18 protein-coding genes are annotated in these 20,986 nt (G+C 68.1%); 5 read left to right on the forward strand and 13 right to left on the reverse strand.

Features of this window, described 5'->3' with window-relative positions:
- Positions 1 to 32 precede the first annotated feature (32 nt).
- The 12 genes from ABIA65_RS28065 to ABIA65_RS28120 form a co-directional block, all read right to left on the reverse strand.
- Positions 33 to 1,067, reverse strand: a complete 1,035-nt coding sequence (locus ABIA65_RS28065) for a cell division protein FtsQ/DivIB (protein WP_354525593.1) — start codon at positions 1,065 to 1,067, stop codon at positions 33 to 35.
- Positions 1,064 to 2,494, reverse strand: a complete 1,431-nt coding sequence (gene murC / locus ABIA65_RS28070) for a UDP-N-acetylmuramate--L-alanine ligase (protein ID WP_354525594.1) — start codon at positions 2,492 to 2,494, stop codon at positions 1,064 to 1,066. Before murC ends, ABIA65_RS28065 begins: the two co-directional genes overlap by 4 nt.
- Positions 2,491 to 3,621, reverse strand: a complete 1,131-nt coding sequence (gene murG, locus ABIA65_RS28075) for an undecaprenyldiphospho-muramoylpentapeptide beta-N-acetylglucosaminyltransferase (protein WP_354525595.1) — start codon at positions 3,619 to 3,621, stop codon at positions 2,491 to 2,493. Before murG ends, murC begins: the two co-directional genes overlap by 4 nt.
- Positions 3,618 to 5,240: a putative lipid II flippase FtsW gene (gene ftsW, locus ABIA65_RS28080; protein ID WP_354525596.1), complete on the reverse strand. Its 1,623-nt coding sequence runs from the start codon at positions 5,238 to 5,240 to the stop codon at positions 3,618 to 3,620. Before ftsW ends, murG begins: the two co-directional genes overlap by 4 nt.
- Before the next feature lie 163 nt (positions 5,241 to 5,403).
- A complete protein-coding gene (mraY, locus tag ABIA65_RS28085) occupies positions 5,404 to 6,483 on the reverse strand; it encodes a phospho-N-acetylmuramoyl-pentapeptide-transferase (protein WP_241404751.1) in 1,080 nt (359 codons plus the stop codon).
- A complete protein-coding gene (locus ABIA65_RS28090; RefSeq protein WP_241404750.1) occupies positions 6,480 to 7,991 on the reverse strand; it encodes a UDP-N-acetylmuramoyl-tripeptide--D-alanyl-D-alanine ligase in 1,512 nt (503 codons plus the stop codon). Before ABIA65_RS28090 ends, mraY begins: the two co-directional genes overlap by 4 nt.
- Positions 7,988 to 9,517 carry a UDP-N-acetylmuramoyl-L-alanyl-D-glutamate--2,6-diaminopimelate ligase gene (locus ABIA65_RS28095; RefSeq protein WP_354525597.1) on the reverse strand — a complete coding sequence of 510 codons (1,530 nt, stop codon included), beginning with the start codon at positions 9,515 to 9,517 and terminating at the stop codon, positions 7,988 to 7,990. The genes ABIA65_RS28090 and ABIA65_RS28095 overlap by 4 nt, the downstream gene beginning before the upstream one ends.
- A 43-nt stretch (positions 9,518 to 9,560) precedes the next feature.
- Positions 9,561 to 11,465 (reverse strand): peptidoglycan D,D-transpeptidase FtsI family protein, encoded by a 1,905-nt coding sequence (locus ABIA65_RS28100; protein ID WP_241404748.1) that lies wholly within the window; start codon positions 11,463 to 11,465, stop codon positions 9,561 to 9,563.
- Positions 11,462 to 12,595, reverse strand: coding sequence for a cell division protein FtsL (gene ftsL / locus ABIA65_RS28105; RefSeq protein ID WP_371747033.1), 1,134 nt, complete (start codon positions 12,593 to 12,595; stop codon positions 11,462 to 11,464). The genes ABIA65_RS28100 and ftsL overlap by 4 nt, the downstream gene beginning before the upstream one ends.
- Positions 12,595 to 13,797: a 16S rRNA (cytosine(1402)-N(4))-methyltransferase RsmH gene (rsmH, locus tag ABIA65_RS28110; RefSeq protein ID WP_354525598.1), complete on the reverse strand. Its 1,203-nt coding sequence runs from the start codon at positions 13,795 to 13,797 to the stop codon at positions 12,595 to 12,597. The genes ftsL and rsmH overlap by 1 nt, the downstream gene beginning before the upstream one ends.
- A complete protein-coding gene (gene mraZ, locus ABIA65_RS28115) occupies positions 13,772 to 14,203 on the reverse strand; it encodes a division/cell wall cluster transcriptional repressor MraZ (protein WP_241404745.1) in 432 nt (143 codons plus the stop codon). The genes rsmH and mraZ overlap by 26 nt, the downstream gene beginning before the upstream one ends.
- Positions 14,204 to 14,578: 375 nt before the next feature.
- Complete coding sequence (locus ABIA65_RS28120) at positions 14,579 to 14,983, reverse strand: SCO2097 family morphological protein (protein WP_241404744.1); 405 nt, start codon at positions 14,981 to 14,983, stop codon at positions 14,579 to 14,581.
- Between the two features lie 245 nt (positions 14,984 to 15,228).
- Between ABIA65_RS28120 and ABIA65_RS28125 the strand changes: the two genes are divergently transcribed.
- The 4 genes from ABIA65_RS28125 to ABIA65_RS28140 are packed head-to-tail and all read left to right on the forward strand — an operon-like array spanning position 15,229 to position 19,260.
- Positions 15,229 to 15,819, forward strand: coding sequence for a GNAT family N-acetyltransferase (locus ABIA65_RS28125; protein WP_241404743.1), 591 nt, complete (start codon positions 15,229 to 15,231; stop codon positions 15,817 to 15,819).
- A gap of 37 nt (positions 15,820 to 15,856) precedes the next feature.
- Positions 15,857 to 16,573 carry an LppM family (lipo)protein gene (locus tag ABIA65_RS28130; RefSeq protein ID WP_241404742.1) on the forward strand — a complete coding sequence of 239 codons (717 nt, stop codon included), beginning with the start codon at positions 15,857 to 15,859 and terminating at the stop codon, positions 16,571 to 16,573.
- A 57-nt stretch (positions 16,574 to 16,630) separates the two neighbouring features.
- Positions 16,631 to 17,719: a bifunctional (2E,6E)-farnesyl/geranyl diphosphate synthase gene (idsA2, locus tag ABIA65_RS28135; RefSeq protein WP_354525599.1), complete on the forward strand. Its 1,089-nt coding sequence runs from the start codon at positions 16,631 to 16,633 to the stop codon at positions 17,717 to 17,719.
- Between the two features lie 5 nt (positions 17,720 to 17,724).
- Positions 17,725 to 19,260: an alpha-(1->6)-mannopyranosyltransferase A gene (locus ABIA65_RS28140; protein WP_354525600.1), complete on the forward strand. Its 1,536-nt coding sequence runs from the start codon at positions 17,725 to 17,727 to the stop codon at positions 19,258 to 19,260.
- A 1-nt stretch (position 19,261) separates the two neighbouring features.
- Here the strand turns inward: ABIA65_RS28140 and ABIA65_RS28145 are convergent, their stop codons facing one another.
- Positions 19,262 to 19,666: an Rv2175c family DNA-binding protein gene (locus ABIA65_RS28145; RefSeq protein WP_241404739.1), complete on the reverse strand. Its 405-nt coding sequence runs from the start codon at positions 19,664 to 19,666 to the stop codon at positions 19,262 to 19,264.
- Between ABIA65_RS28145 and ABIA65_RS28150 the strand changes: the two genes are divergently transcribed.
- Positions 19,659 to 20,903, forward strand: a complete 1,245-nt coding sequence (locus ABIA65_RS28150; RefSeq protein ID WP_354525653.1) for a protein kinase domain-containing protein — start codon at positions 19,659 to 19,661, stop codon at positions 20,901 to 20,903. The two genes, ABIA65_RS28145 and ABIA65_RS28150, sit on opposite strands and share 8 nt — an antisense overlap.
- Positions 20,904 to 20,986 lie beyond the last annotated feature (83 nt).

Here is a 20,986-nt window from a genome sequence, read left to right on the forward strand (position 1 = left end):
CGAGCATTTTCGCCTCAGACGCGTGTACGGCGTCACCTGACCGTCGGCAGGTCCGGGCTGGAGACGTCGTAGGTCTGACCCGGCTGAGTCAGGAGCGCGCCGAGTTTGAGCGCCTTCTCCTCCGTGCGATCCGTGGTGCCCCAGATGACCTCTCGGCCATCGAACAGCGTCAGCGTTATCGACGCGACCGACGGAGCGGCGACGCGACTCACCTGTCCAGCCACCTCAGGCCGCAGTGCGAGCAGGACCTCCAGCGCCGCCCTCGTCGGCGGATCGCTGGGGCCGGGATTGTCGGCATCGAGATAGGCCAGGCCCAGCGGCGGTGTCGCCGTGGCGAAGTCGACACCGTCCCTGTCGAACAGATGCGGACCGTCGGGATAGTCCTTGACCACGACGGGGACGCGTTCGACGATGGTGATGCGCAATGTGGACGGGTACTCGCGCTGCACCCTGGCGCTGGCCACCCGCCGGATCGTCGCGACCCGTTCGGCGACCGCATCCGTGTCGATCTGCAGCAGCGGTGTGTCGGGCGCGACGGCGGCGGCCTGCTCGACCTCCTCCTGGCTGATCGTCACCAGACCGGTGATCACCGTGGACCGCGCCGCCATGATCGGCGTGAAGTACAGCAGCAGACCAAGGCTCACCGCCAGCACGCTGATCAGTGCGGACCACAGCAGCGCCTTCAAGCCCCGGATCAGGCCGCGGGCAGGGCGTTTCGGCTCCGCGACGGTGCGGCCGTCGACCTTGCGCTTGGCCTCCCGCCGGGCTTCCTCAATGGCCGTCGCCCGCGCCTGTGCGGCACGCCGCTCCTCCCGCTCCCGTCGTGCCCGTCGACGCGGGCCCTCGTGGTCCGGTTCCGGTTCGGGTTCCTCGGCTGCACCGCCGGGGCCAGCGGCGGGATCCTCGGGCGTGTCAGCTGGGGGTTCCGGGGCCTCGGCGGTGTCGTCCGGATCCGGTTCGGCGTCAGTCGATCCCGGTACCTCTGATTCCACGACATCGTCTGACTCCAGTACGCCGCCTGGTTCCAGTAGGTCGTCGGCCTCCGCGGGATCCCGTGGCTCGGTCATGGATTCCGAGCCCGTGCGTCGAGCGCCACCAGGATCTCCTGTCCGAGCAGCGTCACGTCACCGGCCCCCATCGTCACGACGACGTCACCGGGTCGGGCCGCGGCCGCGACGCGAGTGGCGACCGCGGAGAAGTCGGGCACGTAGTGCGTGTTCACCGTGGTGTGCTCGGCGACACTCGCACCGCTCACGCCGGCCAGGGGCTGCTCTCGCGCGGCGTACACATCGAGAACGAAGACCTCGTCGGCCAGATCGAGCGCGTGGCCGAACTCGCGGGCGAAGGTCTGTGTCCGCGAGTACAGGTGCGGCTGGAACACGACGAGCGAGCGCCCGTCGCCCGCGACGGCCCGCACCGCCTCCAGCGTCGCGCGCACCTCGGTGGGGTGATGCGCGTAGTCATCGAAGACCCGCACACCCGCGGCGGTGCCCACCGCCTCGAAGCGGCGGCGCACCCCCTCGAAACCGGCGAGTCCGTCGAGAACGGCCGCAACGTCGGCGCCCGCTGCACGGGCAGCCAACAGTGCGCCCAAAGCGTTGAGCGCCATGTGTCTGCCGGGTACCGCCAACCGCATACCGCGCGGGCCGGACTCGCCTGCGAGTTCGATCTCCGCGACGCCACCCGTGCCCTGCTGAGTCCAAATCACCAGCTTCGCTTCGAGATTCGGGTCATCGCCCCTATCACTGCCGTAGGCCAGTACTCGCACGCCCAGTTCACGGGACCGCGCGGCCAGCGCTGCGCCGCCAGCGTCGTCGGTGCACACCACCAGCGACCCGCCGGGCCGCAGTCGCGCGACGAACTGGTCGAACACTGCGTTGTAGGCCTCGACGCTTCCGAAGTGGTCCAGGTGATCTGCGTCGACATTGGTCACGACGGCGACGTCGGGGGTGTACTCGAGCAGCGAGCCGTCACTCTCGTCGGCCTCAGCCACGAAACAGTCGCCGCTGCCGTGGTGCGCGTTGGTGCCCGCCTCCCCGAGATCACCACCGACGGCGAACGACGGGTCGAAACCGCTGTGCTGCAACGCGACGATGACCATGGACGTCGTCGTGGTCTTGCCGTGAGTGCCGGTCACCATGACCGTGGTGTAGCCGTCCATCAGGCTGGCGAGCACCGCGGGCCGCAGCACGACCGGGATGCCCCGGCGGTGCGCCTCAACGAGTTCGGGGTTTGTCTTCGGGATGGCGGCGTGCGTACTGACTACGGCGGTTGGCCCACCCGGCAGCATGTCGAGCGACGAGGCGTCGTGGCCGACTCGGATCAACGCTCCCCGAGCGCGCAACGCAACCAGCCCGCGCGACTCCTTGGCGTCGGATCCCGACACCTGACCGCCACGGTCCAAGAGGATGCGCGCAATGCCCGACATGCCCGCACCCCCGATGCCGATCATGTGCACACGCTGTAACTCAGCGGGCAGGTCACGGGCGCTCATCGGATCCGACTCCGACGCTCGCCAGCCACGGCAAGTGCCACCTCGGCCACTCGCCGTGCCGCATCGGGATGGCCGGCCGACACCGCCGCTGACGTCATCTCAGACAACCTCTGCTCATCGGACAACAGACCTCCCACGGTCTCGGCGATGAATGACGGTGTCAGGTCGGCATCGTCGACCAGCACCCCACCCCCTGCATTGACCACGGGTAACGCATTCAGGCGCTGCTCGCCATTGCCGATCGGCAGCGGCACGTAGATGGCGGGAAGGCCGACGGCGCTGACCTCTGCCACCGTCATGGCGCCGGACCGGCAGACCGCCAGGTCGGCGGCCGCGTAGGCCAGATCCATCCGGGACAGGTAGGGCACCGCGACGTATGGCGGATCACCGGGCCGCGATTCGGGAAGGTCAAGGACGTTCTTCGGCCCATGCGCGTGCAGCACCGAGATCCCGGCCGCGGCAAGGGCATCGGCGGCACCGGCGACCGCGCGGTTGATCGACTGCGCACCCTGGGACCCACCGAACACGAACAGCACCCTGGCATCTGCGTCGAAGCCGAAGTGCGCGCGGGCCTGCGCCCGCAGCGCGCCGCGGTCCAGATCCGTGATGGCCTGACGGACCGGCACTCCCACCACTTCGACATGTCGCAGGCCGGGGTCGGGCACCGCCGACAGAACGCGTTGCGCCGTGCGTGCGCCCACCCGGTTGGCCCACCCGGCGGCGGCGTTGGCCTCGTGCACGACGACCGGAATGGGCCGCCGTCGCAGCACGCCGCCGCGGGCGGCCAGGTAGGCCGGCAGCGCCACGTACCCGCCGAACCCGATCACGACGTCGGCTTGCACGTCGTCGAGGACGTCACGGGTCTGGCGCACAGATGATCGCACCCGCAACGGCAGGCGCAGCAGTTCACCGGTCAGCTTGCGAGGCAGTGGCACGGGCGGAATCAACCGCAGGTCGTAGCCACGTTCGGGCACCAGCCTGGTCTCCAGACCACGCTCGGTGCCCAGAGCCGTTATTCGGATACCGGGATGCAGTGCTACCAGGGCATCGGCGACTGCCATCGCCGGCTCCACGTGTCCCGCGGTGCCTCCACCGGCGAGGACCACGGAAATCGCGGGGTCGTTCACCCGTAACGCTGGCCTTCCAGTGAGCGAGCTCGCCGGCCCTGTTGGCTCTGTTGGCTCTGACGGCCTCCATGATGCCCTGCGCCCCCCACCCGCCGGTCGGCCGCATGGCCGGTACGCCTGCGCTCGTCGCGCCCCGGCTGCGGCTTGCGCGCCGGATCGGCCTTGGCTCGAGCCCTGCCCGGAGACGTGGGTGCCGCCGCCCTCTTGCTGTTCTTGGCGGTCTTCGCCGTCTTGACGGTCTTCGCGGTCTTCGCGGTCTTGGCGTCGGCGGTGCTCTTCGGTCGCGAACGCAGCCGGTCCTTGGCGGCCTCCAACCGGGTCGGCACATAGGGCTCGGGCAACGGCAGACGCAGAAGCCGGTTCATCCGGTCGTCACGGCCAGAACGAAGCGCCGCCACGGCCTCGGGTTCGTGTCGCGCCGCGTTGGTGATGATGCCCATCATCAGGAGCGTTGTCGCCGTTGATGTTCCCCCGGCTGAGATCAGCGGCAGCTGCAGACCGGTAACAGGTAGCAGGCCAACCACGTAGCCGACGTTGATGAACACCTGGCCGAGGATCCACAAGGTGGTGGTCGCGGTCAGCAGGCGCAGGAATGGATCGGCCGAACGTCGCGCGATGCGCATACCGGTGTAGGTGAACACGCCGAACAGCAACAGCAGACCCATCGCGCCGACGAACCCCAGTTCCTCGCCGATGATCGCGAAGATGAAGTCGTTGTGCGCGTTCGGCAGGTAGTTCCACTTGGCCGTGCCCTGTCCAAGGCCATCGCCGAAGACACCGCCGTTGGCCAGTGCGTAGCGCGCCTGACGGGCCTGGTAGCCCGCCCCCTGCGCGTCAGCGCCCGGGTTCAGCCACGACTGCACGCGAGTCGAACGGTAGCCCGCCGACATCGCCAGCACCGCGGCCGACACCATGACCGCCACCAGTGAGCTTACAAAGACCCGCAACGGCAGACCTGCGAACCAGAGCAGGCCGAGCAGGATGATGCCCAGCGACACCGTCTGGCCGAGGTCGGGCTGCAACACGATGAGAAACAGCGCGATGACCGCGGCGGGAACCAGTGGGAAGAGCATCTCCTTCGGTGATGCGCGTTCCATGCGGCGCGAGGCCAGCAAATGTGCTCCCCATATCGCGAAGGCGATCTTCGCCAGCTCCGATGGCTGCATCGAGAGCCCACCGAAAACGAACCAGCCGCGGGAGCCGTTGGCAATCTTGCCGATTCCGGGGATGAGCACCAGGACGAGCAGCACGATCGTCAGGGCGAAGCCGGGAAATGCGAGGCGCCGCATGAGGCTGACCGGCATGCGGAGCGCGATGTAGAACGCGACCAGCCCGACGAGCGTCCACAGCACCTGTTTGCCGAAGACTGCCCATGGGCTGCCGTCAAAGTCGTAGGAGTACACGCCAGATGCCGACAGCACCATGGTCAGGCCGAGTGTGGTGAGCAATGCGGCCACGGCGATGATCAGGTGGAATGACGTCATCGGGCGGCTCAGCCAGGCGCCGACGCGGGTGCGCGGGACGACGGGCGCGGTGGCGGGGGCGGCGCCATCGGCGGCGGGTTCGGGTTGCCGGCCGAACGGCATGCGCAGTCGTAACCGGGACAGCAATGCGGGCATCGTCACCTACCCGGCCACGTCAATCACATGAGTCACAAGAACATCACAAGACTCAGCTGTCCCCTGCACCCCAAAATCCTCCCCCGTCACACGCAGGATCGGCCGGACATCCGGCGCGTGTCGCCCAAAGTGAAGGTCTCGTTCAGAGCACGGCCAGACCGGGTCACGCTCCGACGGTGGATATCCACTCGCTGTAGAAGAGAGCGACGCCCAATCCACAGGCGATCGCTGTCAGCAACCAGAATCTGATGATGACCGTGGTCTCGGCCCACCCGACCAACTCGAAGTGGTGGTGAAACGGAGCCATTCGGAACACGCGGCGACCGGTGGTCCGGAACGCCAGGATCTGAACCACGACCGAGGTGACCTCGGCGACGAACAACGCGCCAAGCACGATCGCCAACGTCTCGGTCCGGCTGGTCACCGACAACCCGGCGATGATGCCGCCAAGTGCCAACGATCCGGTGTCCCCCATGAAGATCTTGGCCGGCGCGGCGTTCCACCACAGGAAGCCGATACAGGCACCCGCGGTCGCGGCGGCGACCAGCGCGAGGTCGAGTGGGTCGCGCACGTTGTAACAGCCCAGCCCCGGACTCGTCGCACACGCGTTGCGGAACTGCCAGAACGTGATGAGCACATAGGCGGCCGTGACCATTGCCATCGCGCCCGCGGCAAGACCGTCGAGACCGTCGGTGAAGTTCACCGCGTTGGACCACGCACTGACCAGCACCACAACGAACAGCACGAACACCGCCGGGGCCAGCGTCACCGTGGCGATCTCGCGGACATAGGACAGCTCGGGGCTGCCCGGCGTCAAACCGTCGGCGTTGCGGAATTGAAGTGCCAGCACGCCGAACAGCACCGCAGCCACCAGTTGACCGACGGTCTTGGCGGTCTTGTTCAGCCCGAGGTTGCGGGACCGGCGGATCTTGATCAGGTCGTCGATGAACCCGACGGCGCCCAGAGCGGTCGCCAGCCCCAGCACCAGCAGACCCGATGCCGACGGCCCCTTACCGTCGAGCGCGAGGCCGACCAGGTGGGTGCCGAGGTAGCCGGCCCAGATGCCCGCCAGGATCGCGACGCCACCCATCGAGGGCGTGCCACGCTTCTTCTGGTGGCTCGGCGGCCCGTCCTCGCGGATCTCGTGGCCGAACCCCTGTCGGGTGAACACCCGGATCAGTGCCGGTGTCAGGAGTATCGACACCGCCAGCGCGATGCCGACGGCGATGAGTATCTGTCTCATGCCGTGTCGATCCCCCGGTCGTCAGCGAGCGCCTCCGCCAGAGCCGACAGTCCCGCGGAGTTGGATGCCTTCACCAGCACCACGTCGTCATCGCGCAGCTCGGACCGCAACAGGGCCAGCGCCGCGTCCGCGTCGGGCACCATCATGGATTCACTGCCCCACGATCCCTCCATGACAGCTCCGTGATGCATCGCGCTCATCGACCTCCCAGTTCCAACCACGACGAGTCGTGACACATCTAAACGCACCGCCAGTCGACCGATGTTGTCATGCTCCGTGATCGCGTCGTCGCCGAGTTCGGCCATCTCGCCAAGAACTGCCCAGCTTCTGCGCGGCGCCCCGTCCGGTCCCCCGGACTTCGCCATCCACGCCAGCGCCTTCAGACCAGCCCGCATCGAGTCGGGGTTGGCGTTGTAGGCGTCGTTGACGATCGTCACACCGTCGGCCCTCGTGCTGACCTGCATCCGGTGCCGCGACACCGGACCCGCACCCGCAAGTGACGTGGCCACCTGCTCGAGGCTCGCGCCGCACTCGAGGGCTACGGCAGCGGCACACAAAGCGTTTGAGACCTGATGGTCACCGTGCACGGCGAGTTCGACGGCCACCGCGCCCGACGCGGTGTGCATCGTGAACCGCGGCCGGGCGAGTTCGTCGAGCATGACGTCCTGCGCCCAGATATCGGCTCGCTGGGCGCCGTCGCGCGCCACCCGCACCACACGTGCCGCGGTCTTGTCCGCCATCGCGGCCACAGCAGCGTCATCGGCATTGAGGATCACCACACCAGAGGCCGGGACGGCCTGCGGCAACTCGGCCTTCGTCGCGGCGATGACCTCGCGGGAGCCGAACTCACCGAGATGCGCCGTGCCCACGTTGAGCACCACCGCGATCGCGGGCGGTGCGATGGCAGCCAGCGCCGCGATATTGCCCGGGTGGCGAGCCGACATCTCGAGGATGAGGTAGTCGGTGTCGGTGGTGGCGCGCAGCACCGTCCACGGGTGGCCCAGTTCGTTGTTGAAGGATCCAGGTGGTGCGATCACCTCGCCCAGCGGGTCCAGTACGGCGGCCAGCAGATCCTTGGTGGATGTCTTACCCGACGACCCGGTCACGCCGATGATCGTGAGACCGCCTGCCACGAGCTCGGCCGCGACGGCGGCCGCCAGTCTGGCCAGTGCCGCGAGTACTGCGGCCCCGGAGCCATCGGTGTCGTACTCCAACACCCCCGCGGCAGGACCCGATGCCGCCGGTGCGGGCTTCACGACGATGGCGGGTACTCCGACGGGCCGCGCAGCGAGCACCGCGACGGCGCCGGCGGCCACCGCGCCTGCGGCGAAGTCGTGGCCGTCCGATCTCGCGCCGGGCAGCGCCAGGAACAGTCCGCCGGCGCTCACTGCGCGAGAGTCGAACTCGACGGTTCCCGTCACCCGTGTGAGGGCGGCCTCCTGCGGCGAGATGTCGGACAGCTCGCCGCCCACGATCTCGGCGATGCGGGCCAGGGTCAGGTCGATCACGCGTGGTCCCTCCGTGTCTCAAGGGCGAGCGCGAGTTCCTCACGGTCGTCAAACGGCCGGGTCTGCCCACCCGCGGTCTGGCCTGCCTCGTGTCCCTTGCCCGCCACCAGCACGACATCGCCGTCACGGGCCCAGCGCACCGCGTGTTCGATCGCCGAGCGCCTGTCCCCCACCTCGACCACCTCAGCAGACGTACCGGCGGCCCGTGCTGCGGCCACGATGGACGCACGGATCTCGGCGGGATCCTCGTCGCGAGGGTTGTCGTCGGTCACCACGACGAGGTCGGCCAGTTCGGCCGCGACCCTGCCCATGGGTTCGCGCTTGCCCCGATCTCGGTTGCCGCCCGCGCCGAAGACCACAGCCACCCGGCCTTCAGTCTCGCGACGCAACGTCTCGAGCACGGCGTTCAACGCTCCTGGCTTGTGCGCGTAGTCGACGACGGCCAGGAATCCCTGTCCCCTGTCGACGGGTTCGAGGCGACCCGGGACTCGCGCCGTCCGCAGTCCGGGTGCGGCCTGATCCGGGGACACGCCGACGGCGTCGAGCATCGCCGCGGCCAGCAGGCAGTTCGCCACGTTGTAGCGGCCCGGCAGTGCGACACGCAGCGGATGGTGCACACCGGCGGGGTCGCGCGCCACGAAGTCCTGGCCGGCCTGGCCGGCCGCGCGCACATCCTGCGCCTGCCAGCCGTCACCCCGGCCCTCGATGCTCACCGTCACCGGGTCGTGCGCCCTCGCCGCGATGCTCTGGCCCGCATCGTCATCGATGCACACCACCGAGATGTCGGCGTGTGTCGCGGACTCGGGTTCGAAGAGACGCGCCTTGGCGTCCAGGTAATCGGCCATCGTCGGATGGAAGTCCAGGTGATCGCGGGACAGATTGGTGAAGCCGCCGACGGCGAAGTGCACGGCGTCCACCCTGCCCAGGGTCAGCGCGTGGCTCGATACCTCCATCACAACGGTGTCGACGCCCCGCTCGGCCATGACGGCGAGCAGCGCCTGAAGATCGGGCGCCTCGGGTGTGGTGAGCGAGCTGGGCTCGTCGCGTCCGTCGATACGGATGCCAACAGTCCCGATCAGCCCGGCCACCCGCCCGGCGGCCCGCAGCCCGGCCTCCACCAGATAGGTGGTGGTGGTCTTGCCGGACGTGCCGGTCACGCCGATGACGCGAACACGGTCCGAGGGGTTCCCGTAGACGGTGCTGGCCAACTCGCCGAGCACCGCACGCGGCGTCGGGTGCACCAGAACCGCGGCCCCCAGATCTGCACCGAGCAGGGCGGCGCCGTCCGGATCGGTCAGCACGGCCAATGCCCCCTGTGCGACGGCGTCGGCAGCGAAGGCGGCGCCGTGCGAGGACGACCCGGGCAGCGCGGCGAACAGATCGCCGGGGATCGCGTCCTGGCTGCGCAGCGTGACACCGGTGACCGTGACACCCGCGGTGACCGCCCCGAATGCGGGTGTGGCGGCGATATGTTCCGCGAGGTGCGCGAGATCGGCACCGACTGGGTGCGAGGGACGCAGCTTCATGGCGTTGACACAGTACCGGCCCGACGATGTCGGCCGTCCATGCTCAGCCCTGGAGGACCAGCGGGGGTCCGGGATCGGGCGACAGCGGCACGTTCTCCCGCTGCAGCAGCCATGCGGCGATGTTGTGGAACAACGGCGCCGCCGTTGTTCCCGGCTGTCCGTCGGCCGTGCGGTGCGGGTTGTCCATCATCACGCCGACCACATACCTCGGGTCATCGGCAGGCACCATACCGGCGAACGTGATCCAGTAGACGTCCTGGTAGTAACAGCCGCAGCCCGGGTCGATCTGCTGGGCCGTTCCGGTCTTGCCCGCGATCTGATACCCCTCGACGGCGGCCTGCCAGCCGGTGCCCTGTTGTTCACCGCGCGGATCGCGCTGGATCGTGGCCCGCAGCATGTGCCGCACCGTGCGCGCCGTCTCGGGTGACACCACCCGCACACCCTCGGGCCGCGGCTCGTCGGAGCGGCTACCGTCGTCGGCGATTATGGACTTGATGATGCGCGGGGGCACGCGGACACCGTCGTTGGCGATCGCCTGGTACATGCCGGTCATCTGCAGCAGGGTCATCGAGAGCCCCTGTCCGATAGGCAGGTTGGCGAACGAACTGCCCGACCACTGGTCGATCGGCGGCACCAGACCCGCGCTCTCACCGGGCAGGCCCACGCCGGTGCGCTGGCCGAGCCCGAACTTGTCGAGCATCTCGGCGTAGCGCTGCTCGCCGACTCGCTGCGCGAGCATCAGCGTTCCGACGTTGGAGGACTTTCCGAACACGCCCGTGGTGGTGTACGGCATCACGCCGTGCACCCAGGCGTCTTTCACGGTGACGCCACCCATATCGATCGAACCGGGTACCGACAGCATCTCGTCGGGGTTGGTCAGCCCGAACTCGATCGCAGACGCGGCGGTGATGATCTTGTTCACCGAGCCCGGTTCGAACGGTGAGGACACCGAGAGGTTGCCGAGTTCGCGGTCTGACTGCCTACCGATGTCCTGGCTGGGGTCGAACGTGTTGTCGTTCGACATGGCAAGGACCTCACCAGTTTTCGAGTCGAGCACCACCGCCGACACGTTCTTTGCCCCGGACAGGCTCTTGGCCTGCGCGACCTGTTGCTGGACGTAGAACTGGATATCGTCGTCGATGGTCAGCTGGACCGTCGACCCGTCGACGGCGTCATGCCGGTTGCGGTAGCTGCCCGGGATCACGACGCCGTCGGAGCCACGGTCGTAGGTGACCGAACCATCGGTGCCCGCGAGCTTGGCGTCGAGTGAGTCCTCAAGACCCAGCAGGCCGTGGCCATCCCAGTCAATGCCGCCGACGATATTGGCGGCCAGCGACCCACCCGGGTACTGGCGGATGTCCTGACGCTCGGAGCCGACCTCGGGGTACTTCGAGGTGATCGCATCAGTGATCGACGGATCCACGGAGCGCGCCAGGTAGACGAACGAGTCCTTGCCGGTGAGCTTCTTGAGCAGAGTCTTGGTGTCGGGCTTGTTGTTCAGCAGACCCGAGACTCCTGCCGCGATGGCGGCGAGGCGCTTGGCCGGTTCGGGCGCAGTGGGATCGGCTGTGTGTGCGTCGGCCAGCTGCTTCTGGATCTTGGCCGGCTGGAAGGTGAGTGCCCGGGCCTCGATGGTGAAAGCCAACTTGTCGTTATTGCGGTCGACGATGCTGCCGCGCACCGCCGGGTTGATGTCGGTCACCTTGAGCTGACCGGCAGCCTCGGCGCGCAGCCCGGCGGCCTTTGGCACCTGCAGATTGAAGAGTTGCGCACCCGCGATCAACAGCAGCAGTGCAATGACCGCGTTACCCACCCGATGCCGGAAGACGAACGACGCGCTGCGCAGGCCGCCCTCGGTGGCCGGCTTCCTTGTGCGTCGAGCACGGGCCGAATGCGGTTGACCAGCAGTGGACTTCGCTGGTTGGGGGGTGCGGCGGATCCGACTCATTCAGGCACACCGGGACCGGGTGGGGTGACCAAGACGGGCTGCTCGCTGGACGGACCCGGCAGCGTGGGCGTCTGTGGCGAGGCGATGTGCCCCGCCTCAGGCGCCAACGGCGCAGCCAGCGGGGCAGCCAGCGGGGCGAAGTCGGTGGCCGGCATCTCGGCACCGGGAACCGCGGGACCGGGGAGCGTGGGCACACCGTGTTCCGGCACGGCGGGCGCGGGCGGCGGAGGTGGTGCGGCCGGCACGTCAGGCGCGGCGGGCGCCGCGGGCATGTCCGGTGCCGCGAGAGCCGCTCCGGGCACGGGGGGTAGCGCGGGTGCCGCGAGAACCCCTCCTGGCACGGGGACCTCGGGGTTCTGCTGGGCCGGTCGACCCGGGAGGCGCACCACCTGCTCGCGCGGCTCGACGACGCGCGGCCCGGGAGCCGCAGGCGGCGCCGGTGGGGCCGCCTCGGGCAGTGGGGAGTTCAGCGGTGGCGGCGAGACGCCCTCGGCGGGTTTGGGCGTGCCGACGACGACCCAAGCTCCCGCCGGGTCCTGCACCAGGTGGGCGGTGTCCCGTGAGGGGATCATCCCGAGCTGGCGCGCGGACTCCGCCAGGGCAGGTGCCGCCTGCGCTTCGAGCACATCGCGCTCGAGAGCTTCCTTCTGCTGCAGCAGAGCCTGATTCGTCTGGCGGGCATGGCCGAGTTGGTAGGAGCGCTCAGCTGCGTCGGTGGACAGCCACAGCGTGACCGCCAGTCCGATGCCAAGCGCACCGATCACCAGGACCACGAACGGCACCCTGCTGACGAGTTCGCGGGGGTTCAGCTCGATGGTCGAGAGCTTGACCAGAATCCGTTCCCGAAGCCGAACCCGCAGTGGCGGCCGAACGACCTTGGGCGCCTTGGCCTTGCGTGCCTTGGACCGAGCCTTGGCCTGGGCCGCGTTCTTCGGCCGACCCGGCGCCTCGTTGGGCCGCGGGATCGGAGAGGTCGCCGGCGCGCTGCCCTTGGCCCGCTGTGGACGCTGTTCGCGCGTGGACCGGCGGCCGCGCGGCGCAGCCTCACCCGAGCGCCGCGAAGTCGGGGTGTCCCGCCCTGGTCGTTTCCGCTCGCCGCTGCGGCGTACGGGTTCTGTCCGTTTGGCCATCACGAGCCCTCCCTACTGATGACTTTCTCGAGTGCCCGCAGCCGAACCGATGCGCTACGCGGGTTGAATTCGATCTCCGTGGCGTCGGCCTTCTCCGCACCACGGGTCAGCGCCGTGAAATGCGGTTCGTAGCCGGGCAGTTCGACTGGCAGCCCCGATGGGCTGCGAGATGCGGTGGCCGCGCTGAACAAGCCCTTGACGATCTTGTCCTCGAGCGACTGGTAGGCCATGACGACGATCCGGCCGCCGGCCGGGAGCGCGTCGAGCGCCGCGGGCAGCGCATCCCGAAGCGAGTCCAGTTCACCGTTGACCGCCGTGCGCAGCGCCTGGAACGTTCGCTTACCCGGGTGCCCGCCGGTGCGTCGAGCGGGTATCGGGATGGCGGCGTAGAGCACCTCGACGAGTTCACCGGTGGTGGTGAACGGCTTTCGAGCCCGACGCCTGCCGATTTCGGCGGCGATCTTGGAGGCGAAGCGTTCCTCGCCGAACTCCCGCAGGATCCGCGCGATCTCCTTCTCGCTGAAGGTGTTCACGATATCGGCGGCAGTCAGCGGTCCGTCCGGATCCATCCGCATGTCCAGCGGGGCGTCATGGGAGTAGGAGAAGCCACGTTGGGTCTGGTCCAGCTGCATCGACGACACACCGAGGTCGAAGAGCACGCCGTCCACCGTCAGTTCGGCGCGGTCCGCCCAGTAGCCGTCGTAGGCGGTGCGGACGAAACGGACGCGGTCGCCGAAGGGGGCCAGGCGGTCGGCGGCGATCGCCAGCGCGGTGGGGTCACGGTCGAGGCCGACCAGGCGCAGACCGGGAAGGTCGGTGAGGAATCGTTCGGAGTGCCCACCGGCCCCCAGAGTGGCGTCGACGAGAACCGCGCCGGTGCCGTCGGCGCTGTGTCGGGTGAGCGCGGGCATCAGCAGTTCGACGCAGCGGTCGAGCATGACGGGTACGTGCGGTGCTTCGCGTGGTGTGTCGTCGCGGGGTGTGTTGGAGCGCTCGTCGTTGTCGGTGTTGTCATCGGACATCGCGAACCTCCTCGCCTCAGTCATCCGCAGGAGAAGCGACACCCCTACATCGAGGTCCCTGCCCGAGGTCGCGAACCTGGCGTCGGGGAAGTACGCCAGGGTCGGTTCGGGCAGAGGCCACGATGCACGGGCACCGTGCAGGCCGGCTTCCGGATCAAATGATGTCGCGCAGAGTTTCATCGCTGGCCGCGGAGAAGTTCTCTTCGTGGGCAGCCTGGTATTCCTGCCAGGCCTGCGCGTCCCAGATCTCCAGATACGTGATCGAACCGGTGACCACGCATTCCTTGGTCAGGTCCGCGTATCGCCGGTGGTCAGCCGTCAGCGTGATCCGGCCCTGCGCATCCGGATGCTGCTCGTCGGTGGCGGCGGCCAGGTTACGCAGGTAGGCCCGGGCCTCCGGATTGCTCCGCGATGCCTGCGTGAGCCTTTCCGCGAGCGCTTCGAACTCGGCACGCGGGTAGACGGCGAGGCTGTGATCTTGGCTCTTGGTGACCATCAACCCCCCTGCCAGTGCGTCGCGGAACTTGGCGGGCAGCGTGAGCCGCCCCTTGTCGTCGAGCTTTGGCGTGTAGGTGCCGAGAAACATCCCGCCACCTCCCACCACCTCAGAACCCCGGTCGTTCCGATGTCCGCCACTTTACCCCACATTCCCCCACTTTGTGCCACACGTAGGTAAAAGTTCCCCCACTTCCCCCACCTTCTGCCACGTCTGCCCATCTCGGAGTGCCCGCGGACCCGCGTCGTTCCAGCGGCGGTCCCCAAAGTCGCAGCTAGGCGCCCTTTAGTTGTGCGGTGGGGCGTGGTGGGGCGTCATAACCGCCGCCCGCCCCGTGCCGACCGAAAGCGGCGTGTCGCGACAGGTGGCAAGGCGAAGCCCCGCGGCCCCACCAGGGGCACGCCAGATGGGCATGAAAAAGGGGCGGCCCCCTACGGGGCCACCCCTGTGTCGACTACCGAGCGTCTACTCGTCGAACCGGCGGCGGAACCTGTCCTCCATGCGGCTGGTGAATGAGCCGCTGCCGCCCTTGGCCTTCCGTGCGCGCTGCGCACCACCCTCGGGCGCTTGCGCATCGCGACCACCCACCACGCGCGGACCCGTGATCGCGAAGACCACACCGCCGAACATGATGATGAAGCCGACAACCGAGAGCGCCGGCAGGCTTGAGATCCAGGTGGCCTTGATGGCGATGCCGGCGACGAGCATCGCCAGACCGATCACGAACAGCACTCCGCCCTGCAGGCGGCGACGGGCTGAGGGGGCGCGGAGATTTCCACCGCGGACACTCGAGGCGAATTTTGGGTCCTCGGCGTAGAGAGCGCTCTCGATCTGGTCGAGCATGCGCTGCTCATGATCGGAGAGTGGCATCCGTGCCTCCCATGCTGCCGCGGCCGTGGCGACCGTCCAAAGTCGTCTAGCGTTGTCTGCGCCCACAGTCGCGGGCACTCAACAATCATGATACGAGGTCAATCTCACGCGTACCACCTTGTTCGATGGTCGATTGTAGGGCCTTGGTCACTGCGACCCGGGTACCGCGTCGCCCGCCGAACGCCGAGCCCGATAATGGCGTGAATCAGTGGGCATCATTCCCAGACCGCGAAGGGCATCAAAGGTTGGCGACGTACGTGATCGAACTGTCGCCCGGCGACATGCAACGGCGCCTGGGCGAGGCCCTCGCCGTCTACGTCGACGCGATGCACTACCCGAGGGGAACCGAGGAGCAACGCGCGTCGATGTGGCTGGAGCACACCCGCCGCGACGGTTGGAAAGCCGTGGCCGTCGTCGATGCGCCGTCCGACACCCAGGACCCCGACCGACTCGCGGACGCACCCCTACTCGGGGTGGCGTACGGCTACTGCGGCGCCCCCGATCAGTGGTGGCAGCAACAAGTCGTCGCGGGTCTGCAGCGCTGTGGCGCCGATGAGGCACACATCGCCGACCTGATGACCAGCTACTTCGAGCTCACCGAGCTGCACATCCACACCCGGGGCCAGGGTCACGGGCTGGGCGAGGCTCTGGCGCGACGCCTGCTCGCCGGTCGAGCCGAGTCACACGTCCTGCTGTCGACCCCGGAGATCAACGGCGAGTCCAACCGGGCCTGGCGGCTCTACCGCAGGCTCGGGTTCACCGACGTCATCCGCGGCTACCACTTCGCAGGCGATCCCCGGCCGTTCGCCATCCTCGGCCGTCGTCTTCCCCTATGAGCGCGCTCTGAACTGTCGGGTCTGGCACGATGACCGGGTGCCCGACCGACCGCGCCGCACCCCAGGCCGCACCCGCAGCCGTCGCCGGAGCCAACGGCTCTTGGCCCTGCTTCTTCTCCTCGTGATCGTTCCGGCCGCCGCCGGCTGTGTCCGGGTGCGGGCCACGATCACCGTCTCCCCCGACGACCGGGTGTCCGGACAGATCATCGCGGCAGCCATCCCTCGCGACGGTGACGACAAGGGACCCCAGCTCCTCAACAGCCTGCCCTTCAGCAATAAGGTGTCCGTCTCGCCGTACAAGCGCGACGACTACGTCGGCTCGCAGGCCGTGTTCTCCGACCTGACATTCGCCGAACTCCCCCAGCTCGCGGGCATGAATCGCGATGCGGCAGGGGTGGACATCTCGCTGCGACGCGCAGGCGACCTGGTGATCCTGGAGGGCCGCGCCGACCTGACGTCACTGAGCGACCCAGAAGCCGACGTCACCCTCAGTGTGGCGTTCCCCGGCGAGGTGACCTCGACCAACGGCGACCAGGTGTCCGGGGACGTTGTGGAGTGGAAACTGCGACCGGGTGTCGTCAGCACCATGAACGCCCAGGCCCGCTACACCGACCCCAGCGCGCGCTCGTTCACCGGCGCCGCGATATGGCTCACCGTCGGCGCGTTCGTGGTGGCCGGCATCATCGGCTACATCGCATGGCTGAGCCGCGACCGCCGCCCGGTGCTGGCGAACCCCCACGACCCCACACGCTGATGCCGCAAGCTCTAGTCTGATGTCACTCCGGGGTAATGAAAGGGGCGTCCGCTGAGCGTGGATGCAGCCGCACCGTCGACCGCCCAACTCGTGGCGGCCGTCACCGACCAACTGCGGGACTATCTCCGCCGTCGACGAAGCGACGCCGCCTACATCGGCGAGGACTTCGCTGAACTGACGGCGGCTCTCGACGAATTCGTCCTGCGCGGCGGTAAGCGGGTGCGGCCCGCGTTCGCCTACTGGGGCTGGCGTGCCGTGGCCGAACCCGACGCGGATCTGGCCGACACCGACCTGATGCTGCTGTTCTCCGCGCTGGAACTCCTGCATGCCTGCGCGCTCGCCCACGACGATCTGATCGACGCGTCCGCCACACGCCGTGGCCTCGCCACCGTGCACCACCTGTTCGCCGACGTGCACCGCGACCGCGACTGGCACGGATCACCACAACAGTTCGGCATGTCGGCGGCCATCCTGCTCGGCGACCTGTCGCTGGTGTGGGCCGATGACATCGTGGCGACCGTCGATCTGGCCCCCGCTGCCTACCGTCGCGTCCGCCGCGTCTGGGCCGACATCCGGACCGAGGTCCTCGGTGGCCAATACCTCGACATCGCCGCGGAGGCCGGTCGCGCCGAGTCGGTGGCCTCGGCGTTGAACGTCAACACCTTCAAGACGGCCTCCTACACGATCGCGCGTCCGCTGCAGTTCGGCGCGGCCGCCGCGGCGGACCGACCCGACGTACAGGAGATCTTCCACGAGGTGGGCACCGATCTCGGCGTCGCGTTCCAGCTCCGCGACGACGTCCTCGGCGTTTTCGGCGACCCGGTCGTGACAGGCAAGCCCTCTGGCGACGATCTGCGTTCGGGCAAGCGCACCGTGCTGCTCGCCGAGGCACTCGAGCGGGCCGACCGCTCGGACCCCGTCGCCGCCAAACTCCTGCGCACGTCTATCGGCACCGAGCTGTCCGACGGCGAGGTCGGTGAACTGTGCTCGGCAATCGAGTCCGTCGGCGCACTGGCCGCGGTCGAGGAGCGCATCGCCGAGCTCACTCACCGCGGGCTCGACATCCTGGCCTCCGCGCCGATCGATGATCGCGCCAAGGTCGGTCTCGCCGAGCTCGCCAGATTGGCGTCGAACCGGACCGCTTGACATCAATGCCTACTACGACATCGACACATGATCCGAAATCTGGCCTTGGGGCTGGCATTTCGCGGCTGATCGCGTTCACCGCGTCGCCAGAGGCCCGACCCGCGCTGATGGGATTTCTGGGCGCCTGCCTCATAACCCTCGGCGGCCTCGGTGCAGGCAGCACTCAACTCCACGACCCGCTGCTCGAGTCGCTGCACGTGTCCTGGCTGCGGTTCGGTCACGGGCTGGTGGTGTCGTCGATACTGCTCTGGAGCGGCGTCGCGGTGATGTTGGCGTCGTGGCTGTGGCTGGGCCGACGGGTCGTCGACCGCACCGCGTCCGAATACACCATGGTCGCCACGACGGGGTTCTGGCTCGCGCCACTGCTGCTGAGCGTGCCGGTGTTCAGCCGCGACACGTACTCCTATCTGGCGCAGGGTGCGCTGCTGCGCGATGGGTTCGACCCCTACATCGTGGGGCCGATCGAGAACCCGAATTCCCTGCTCGACGATGTCAGCCCGATCTGGACGACGACGACCGCACCGTACGGTCCGGCGTTCATCCTGGTCGCGAAGTTTGTCACGATGATGGTCGGCGATCACGTCATCGCCGGGACCATGCTGCTGCGTCTGTGCATGCTGCCCGGACTGGTGATGCTGATCTGGGCGGCCCCCCGAGTGGCTCGCCACATCGGCGCCAACGGCGCCGCGGCACTGTGGATCTGTGTGCTGAATCCCCTTGTGATCATCCATCTGATGGGTGGTGTGCACAACGAGATGCTGATGGTGGGCCTGATGATGGCTGCCATCGCGCTGACGCTGCGCAACCATCCGGGCTGGGGGGTGAGCCTCATAGCGATCGCCGTCGCGGTCAAGGCCACCGCGGGCATCGCGTTGCCGTTCATGGTCTGGATGTGGGTGCACCGACTCCGGGCCAAGCGGGATCTCGGCCCGATCCGCGCGTTCGCCACGGCGACAGCGGCGTCCGCGGCGATATTCGTTGTGGTGTTCGCCGTGGTGTCCTGGCTCGCTGGTGTGGGACTGGGCTGGCTCACAGCACTGGCGGGCTCGGTGAAGATCATCAACTGGCTGACCCTGCCCACCGCTGCGGCCAACCTGGTCAACGCCGTCGGCGGGCTATTCCTGCCGGTGAACTTCTACGCCGTGCTCGAGGTCACCCGCATCATCGGCATCGCGGTCATCGCCATCGCGCTTCCGTTGCTCTGGTGGCGATTCCGCCACGACGACCGTGAGGCGCTGACCGGCATCGCGCTGGCCATGCTGGTTGTGGTGTTGTTCGTTCCCGCGGCGCTGCCCTGGTACTACACATGGCCGCTGGCAGTGCTGTCGGTGCTGATGCAGAACCGCGCAGGGATCGCCGCCATCGCCGGCTTCTCGACCTGGATCATGGTGATCTTCAAACCCGATGGCTCACACGGCATGTACTCCTGGCTGCACGTGCTGTTGGCCACCGCCTGCGCCGCCGGGGCGTGGTACTACCTGACCAAGGCGCCCGAGCCGACGGGTGTCGAGCCAGACCCGCTGACCGCTGACCGTCAGTAGGTCAGTACGCCATCGCCTGGGCCCGGCGCAGCACCTCACGGGCCTGATGGGAGTGCAATGCGTCGACGGGCCTGGCATTGGGCTTCGCCTCATTCGTACCGTCGCGGCTGATCGTCAGCGAGGAGTCGGGCGTGAACAGCCAACGCACGATCTCGGTCTCCTCGAAACCACCGTCGTGCAGCACGACCAGCAGACCGGGAAGGCTCTTGGCGATGCGCCCCGAATCGTCGAAGAACGCCGTCGGCACCACCACACTGCCAGCTCGACGCACCGCCAACAGGTGACGCTCACGCAGGTGTTGATGAACCCTGGTGATAGGAACTCGTAGGAGGGACGCGACAGTGGGAAGGTCGTACACGGCCTCGTCGGGTTCGAGTACGTCTTCGGCGGCCGGAATGATGCTCACGGTGCCGAGTCTAGGATGTGGACGCGTGGAGAGCAGCCAACGTCACGACCCGCTCATCGGTGTCGTCTTGGACGGGCGCTACCGAGTCGACACCCCCATCGCCACCGGAGGCATGTCCACCGTCTACCGCGGACTGGACATGCGACTGGACCGACCCGTGGCACTGAAGGTGATGGATTCGCGGTATGCGAGCGATCAGCAGTTCCTGACTCGGTTCCAGCGGGAGGCACGCGCGGTCGCCCGGTTGAAGGATCACGGTGTTGTCGCCGTCTACGACCAGGGCTTTGACGGCAGACATCCTTTCCTTGTCATGGAACTCGTCGAGGGCGGAACACTGCGGGAGTTGCTACGCGAGCGCGGTCCGATGCCGCCGCACGCCGTGGCGGCCGTGCTCGCCCCGGTGTTGAGTGGGCTGGCGGTCGCGCACCGCGCCGGCCTGGTGCACCGCGACGTGAAACCCGAGAACGTGCTCATCTCCGATGACGGTGAGGTCAAGATCGCCGACTTCGGTCTGGTGCGCGCCGTCGCTGAGGCGAAGATCACGTCGACCAGCGTCATCCTGGGCACCGCGGCCTACCTGTCACCCGAACAGGTGAGCAGTGGTGACGCAGGCCCGCGCAGCGACGTGTATGCCGTCGGCATTCTGGCCTATGAACTGCTCACCGGCCAGACCCCGTTCACCGGTGACAACGCGCTGGCCGTGGCCTATCAGCGGATGGACCACGACGTGCCGCCGCCCAGCGCCGCCATCGCTGGCGTGCCAACACAATTCGACGATCTGGTGGGTTGCGCAACGGCACGCGACCCCGCCGACCGGTTCGCCGACGCCGAGGACATGGGCGCCGAACTCGCCGATATCGTCGACGAACTCGGCCTACCCGACTTCCGCGTGCCCGCGCCGGCGAACTCGGCGCAGCACGCGGCGGCCACGGCGCACATTGGCCCTGTCGATCCCGAGCGGACCACCGAACACAGCGGCAGACCGGCGCGCCAGCACACCCGGGAGTTGACCCGCGGCCCCGACGACTGGCAACCGGCCGAGTCGACGACCGACGTCGCTCTCCAAACCCGTTCGGCGCCAGGACGATTCGCTGGAATCGAGATCGACGAGTTCGAGTGGGCCAGGCAGCGCAACAAGCGCGCCCAGTTGTTCTGGGTAGTCGCCATACTCACGCTTACCGGGCTGATCGCCGCGGGTGCATGGACTCTGGGCAGCAACCTGCCCGGACTGTTGTAAGGAACATCTACATCACCCCACGACGGCGTCCTCGGGCGGCTGTTGATCTTTGCACTGTGCAAGGTTTCAAAATCAAACGTGGC

It is taken from the genome of Mycolicibacterium sp. 624 (assembly GCF_040548615.1).
GTDB lineage: Bacteria > Actinomycetota > Actinomycetes > Mycobacteriales > Mycobacteriaceae > Mycobacterium.

What these genes read in the sequence shown, in the direction of transcription:
- ABIA65_RS28150 (WP_354525653.1), top strand. Translation starts at nt 19,659, where the DNA reads ATGCTCACGGTGCCGAGTCTAGGATGTGGACGCGTGGAGAGCAGCCAA.
- ABIA65_RS28100 (WP_241404748.1), bottom strand. Translation starts at nt 11,465, where the DNA reads ATGAGTCGGATCCGCCGCACCCCCCAACCAGCGAAGTCCACTGCTGGT.
- mraY (WP_241404751.1), bottom strand. Translation starts at nt 6,483, where the DNA reads ATGAGACAGATACTCATCGCCGTCGGCATCGCGCTGGCGGTGTCGATA.
- mraZ (WP_241404745.1), bottom strand. Translation starts at nt 14,203, where the DNA reads ATGTTTCTCGGCACCTACACGCCAAAGCTCGACGACAAGGGGCGGCTC.
- rsmH (WP_354525598.1), bottom strand. Translation starts at nt 13,797, where the DNA reads ATGAAACTCTGCGCGACATCATTTGATCCGGAAGCCGGCCTGCACGGT.
- ABIA65_RS28095 (WP_354525597.1), bottom strand. Translation starts at nt 9,517, where the DNA reads ATGAAGCTGCGTCCCTCGCACCCAGTCGGTGCCGATCTCGCGCACCTC.
- ftsL (WP_371747033.1), bottom strand. Translation starts at nt 12,595, where the DNA reads ATGGCCAAACGGACAGAACCCGTACGCCGCAGCGGCGAGCGGAAACGA.
- ABIA65_RS28120 (WP_241404744.1), bottom strand. Translation starts at nt 14,983, where the DNA reads ATGCCACTCTCCGATCATGAGCAGCGCATGCTCGACCAGATCGAGAGC.
- ftsW (WP_354525596.1), bottom strand. Translation starts at nt 5,240, where the DNA reads ATGCCCGCATTGCTGTCCCGGTTACGACTGCGCATGCCGTTCGGCCGG.
- murC (WP_354525594.1), bottom strand. Translation starts at nt 2,494, where the DNA reads ATGAGCGCCCGTGACCTGCCCGCTGAGTTACAGCGTGTGCACATGATC.
- ABIA65_RS28065 (WP_354525593.1), bottom strand. Translation starts at nt 1,067, where the DNA reads ATGACCGAGCCACGGGATCCCGCGGAGGCCGACGACCTACTGGAACCA.
- ABIA65_RS28140 (WP_354525600.1), top strand. Translation starts at nt 17,725, where the DNA reads ATGCCTACTACGACATCGACACATGATCCGAAATCTGGCCTTGGGGCT.